This is a genomic window from Mesorhizobium metallidurans STM 2683 (assembly GCF_000350085.1).
Classification (GTDB): Bacteria; Pseudomonadota; Alphaproteobacteria; order Rhizobiales; family Rhizobiaceae; genus Mesorhizobium; species Mesorhizobium metallidurans.
The window spans coordinates 1-3,366 of the sequence record NZ_CAUM01000162.1 but is presented as its reverse complement, the minus strand read 5'-3'; the positions used below and the strand labels follow the sequence as shown (position 1 = coordinate 3,366).

Below are 3,366 nucleotides of genomic sequence, written 5' to 3'. Positions count from 1 at the left end.
GTCCCCTTGACCGCCGCTGATGCGAGAGGCGCAGGTCAACATCGCGATCCGTGGTTTGTCGGCTACGGTCTCCACGAAGCACTTCCCGATCGCTCTTCCCTGACACGCATCCGCCAGCGCTGGCGCGAGGCACGCTCTCGCCGGATCTTTGAGCGCGCAGTGCAGGCCTGCATCGAGTCCAAGATCGCCAAGGGCGAGATCGTCCACGTCGATGCTTCGCTGATCCGAGCCGACGTAAGCTGGGACAGCTTGGCGGTTCGCCATGTCGAGGCGGTGAACGCTGCGACGAGGAAGCGGAAGCGCCGGCAAAGAAGAGCCGCAAAGACCGGCAAGTTCAAGAAGATTTGCGTAACCGAGCCTGATGCCACCATGGCGACAAGGGCCCACAATCGACGACTTGAGCCGGTCTACAAGCAGCATGCCGTGGTCGATGATCTGGCGTGGGTTCTCGACGTGGCGGTGCACCGGCGAACGTGAAGCGGATTGACGCCGCTGTCAACAAACTGTCACTGCCGATGCCGGCTATGCCTATGCAAAAGCGTTCGCTTTCGAGCACCGCGGCATCGATGCCTTGATCCCCGCCAAGACGGAGCCGATCCGCAGCCCGGTCCCGTTACGTCGCTTCCGTTACGATGCTAAGCACGACATCCTAAAGGGCCTTCGAGGCAAGATCCTACACCTAAGCGACCCTTGAAGTATGGACGTTTCTTTTATTCGCGCGCCAGAGATTGCGCAGGCTGTGACCTTTGCTTCCATTTGCCTGTCCAAAGGGCGCGTCAACAAGGCGGTCGTTGTGGGATGATTATCCGGCATTGCTGAGGGCGCGCAGGCGTCGTGAGCGATGGTCGGAAGAGGACAAGCAGTTCTACCATCATCATCGATGGCGCTCGGAAGGCCACCATGGCGAGGTCAAGACCTGGCATGGCCTCGCCCGGGCAATTGGGCGCGGCCTCGCCAAGATGAGAATCCAGGCTGGCGCATGCCGGCAAGAGCGCGCGCCGTGTCGTCTCCGCTTTCATCGCTGCCGCCTTCGCCCAGGAAAGCCCGAGGCCGCAAGCACCCAATGGCGCGCCGTTGCCGACTAGAGCACATCCTGTGATCGATGAATCAATTGTGATGTGACGGCTGCGTTTTGTGCTGATTCAACATCCCTCGATGGAGGTGGACGATGGGAAGAGCATTGAGCGTGGATCTTCGGTTGCGGGTCTTGAAGGCTTCGGACGAGGGCATGTCGGCGCGGCAAACGGCGGCGCGGTTCGGCGTGGGAGTGTCCAGCGCGATCCGCTGGATTGCGCGGGCGAAGATCGGTGAACTGGGGCCACGCCCGCAGGGCCGCCGCCGCGCCTCCAGCCTGGATGCGCATGAAGCCTTCATCGCCGGGCTGATCGGGGAGCGCAAGGACATCACGCTGAACGAGATGGTGGAGCGGCTCGTCGCCGAGCAGTCGGTGCGGATCAGCCGCAGCGCCTTGAGCGCCTGGCTTCGCGGCCACGGCTGGACATTCAAAAAAAGTCCGCGCACGCACTGGAGCAGGATCGCCCGACGTCCTGAAGCGGCGCCGAGAGTGGTTCGACGGCCAGCTCGATCTCGATCGACGAAGCTCGTGTTCATCGACGAGACCGGCCTCTCCACAAAGATGGCTCGCCTGCGTGGAAGAGCGCCGCGCGGCGAGCGCTGCCGGGCCGGCGTGCCGCATGGCCACTGGAAGACCACGACCTTCACCGCAGCGCTGCGGCTGACGGGCATGACTGCGCCCTTCGTCTACGACGGCGCTATGAACGGCAACGTGTTCCTGGCCTATGTCGAGCAGGTGCTGGTCCCGACATTGTCGGAGGGCGACGTAGTCGTCATGGACAACCTGCCCGCCCACAAGGCCGCCGGCGTGCGCGACGCGATTGAGGCCGCGGCGCGAGCCTGCTCTACCTGGCCGCCCTACAGTCCCGACTTCAATCCGATTGAGAACGCCTTCGCCAAACTCAAGGCGCTGCTGCGAGCAAAGGCCGAGAGAACCATCAAGGCTCTGTGGGACGCGGTCGGCGCGGTCGTCGACCTCTTCACCCCAGCCGAATGTGCCAACTACTTCAAAGCTGCAGGATATGAACCGGATTAAACAGGACGTGCTCTAGATCCGGCCGAGGGTGCCGAAGCTGGCGACAATCATGGACGACGCCGAGCCCGACGTGCTGGTCTACATGACTTTCCTCAAGGAGCACCGCGCCAAGCTGCACTCGCCCAACCCGATCGAGCGCCTCAACGGCGAGATCAAGCGGCGCACCGAGGTCATCGGCATCTTCCCAAATGATGACGTCATCGTCCGCCTGGTTGGCGCGATCCTGCTCGAACAGAACGACGAATGCGCCGTGCAGCGCGCCAGATAGATGACGCTGGAAACCATCAGCCAAATGAGCGATGATCCTCTCTTCAGCCTGCCCAGCCGTGGCACGCTGAGCCCGGCCCTCCCGGAGAGCACAGCGACGAATGCCGTCAGCTACACTTGTATGGGGCGAAGTCTGCTCCTGCATTTCTCCATCTGCAAGTTCGGCCGATTGGCGACTATCTCCTCGTCCCGAGCTAACTTCGCTCTGGCCGCCGCGCGCAGTGACGGTCAAGGCTGGGCCGCAGGCCCGATCGCGCAGCGACTTGCCCGGTCGGTCTCAGGGGATCTGAACCATGATGCAGCATGCACATCGGTGGGCCAAGCTCCGTGCGGCGGGCCGATTCTACGTCTGCGGTCTGAGGACCATGTGTGGCTTTGTTGCCGCCACGGCTCGTCCTCCTGTGGTGAGGATCGGCTCGGCCCGTCCGAGCAACCCTCGGACGCGCAGTGTAGGGCGAGCGACCTCATCGGCAGAGGCGGACATACGGTCTTACCGGCTAGCCAATTGGGTGTGCGTTGCTCTCCTCTTCCCACGTGCCACCATCACGCCGCACGCAAGCTGACGCCCCGTGGCGCCTCGCCCCTGGAACCATCGGGCCTAGCGCACTGGAAGAGCAGAACGTGCCAGGCCTGCATAATGCCATGCCGCACGCGGGCACTGCCGGCGCGTGCCAGCCCCTTCTCGCGCCGGCATTTGCCGCTCTCGTCGGGCGAACCCGTGAGCCCGGCATAGCGCGCCACCGGCGCGGCGATCATGCAATTCGCGCGACGGGATCTCGTGGACCAGCATGTCCGCCGTCTCGACACCGACGCCGATGACCCGTGCGATGAGGCGCACCACCGCATGGGGCCTTCTAGTGCAGCCGGCCGCGGCGAGCCTACGCAGGCGGTCGCCTTCGATGGTGCGGATCTGCGCACGCAGAAGGTCGAGCCGCTCAAACAAGCGGTGCAACTCGGCGGGACCGGCTTGCGTCATAAGACTGAGGCTA

The 3,366-nt window shown here is 63.8% G+C and carries 3 protein-coding genes and 2 pseudogenes; 4 read left to right on the top strand and 1 reads right to left on the bottom strand.

Annotated features, from left to right (window positions below):
* Positions 1 to 16: 16 nt before the first annotated feature.
* The 3 genes and pseudogenes from MESS2_RS33640 to MESS2_RS28360 all read left to right on the top strand — a co-directional run.
* A pseudogene (locus tag MESS2_RS33640) lies at positions 17 to 974 on the top strand (transposase); the annotation flags it as partial.
* Between the two features lie 194 nt (positions 975 to 1,168).
* A complete protein-coding gene (locus MESS2_RS31680; RefSeq protein ID WP_008878069.1) occupies positions 1,169 to 2,110 on the top strand; it encodes an IS630 family transposase in 942 nt (313 codons plus the stop codon).
* 16 nt (positions 2,111 to 2,126) lie between these two features.
* Positions 2,127 to 2,375 (top strand): annotated as a pseudogene (locus tag MESS2_RS28360) (transposase); the annotation flags it as partial.
* A 545-nt stretch (positions 2,376 to 2,920) separates the two neighbouring features.
* On the opposite strand, the gene MESS2_RS33635 reads toward MESS2_RS28360, so the two are convergent.
* A complete protein-coding gene (locus MESS2_RS33635; RefSeq protein WP_008878066.1) occupies positions 2,921 to 3,133 on the bottom strand; it encodes a transposase in 213 nt (70 codons plus the stop codon).
* On the opposite strand from MESS2_RS33635, the gene MESS2_RS33110 reads away from it, so the two are divergent.
* On the top strand, positions 3,132 to 3,366 hold a 235-nt coding region (locus tag MESS2_RS33110; RefSeq protein WP_209436137.1), incomplete at its 3' end, for a hypothetical protein. The two genes, MESS2_RS33635 and MESS2_RS33110, sit on opposite strands and share 2 nt — an antisense overlap.

What these genes read in the sequence shown, in the direction of transcription:
- MESS2_RS33635 (WP_008878066.1), bottom strand. Translation starts at nt 3,133, where the DNA reads ATGATCGCCGCGCCGGTGGCGCGCTATGCCGGGCTCACGGGTTCGCCC.
- MESS2_RS31680 (WP_008878069.1), top strand. Translation starts at nt 1,169, where the DNA reads ATGGGAAGAGCATTGAGCGTGGATCTTCGGTTGCGGGTCTTGAAGGCT.